This window comes from Psychrobacter sp. GW64-MNA-CIBAN-0177 (assembly GCF_040309585.1).
GTDB lineage: Bacteria > Pseudomonadota > Gammaproteobacteria > Pseudomonadales > Moraxellaceae > Psychrobacter > Psychrobacter okhotskensis.
Genome location: NZ_JBEOOY010000473.1, coordinates 1 through 250, shown reverse-complemented (window position 1 = coordinate 250; position 250 = coordinate 1). Strand labels below are relative to the sequence as shown.

Sequence of the window (250 nt, the reverse complement as noted above, 5' to 3'; positions counted from 1 at the left end):
ACCTGATATTAAGCAACTGGCGATCCGTTATCAAATACGTCCGGAATTACTTGAAATAGAAATTACAGAAACGTCACTGATGAATGATGTTGAACAAGCAATTACTAAATTAGAACAACTCAAATCAGCGGGTTTTGGTATTGCGGTCGATGATTTTGGCACAGGATATTCTTCATTATCATATTTACGTCATTTACCGATTACCACAATGAAAATTGACCGTGCATTTGTTAGCGATCTTCCAGAAGAT

The 250-nt window shown here is 36.4% G+C and carries 1 protein-coding gene; it reads left to right on the top strand.

Annotated elements, in window-relative coordinates:
- Positions 1 to 250, top strand: a 250-nt coding sequence (locus AAEY79_RS15890) for an EAL domain-containing protein (RefSeq protein ID WP_352289625.1), incomplete at both ends; no start/stop codon positions are given.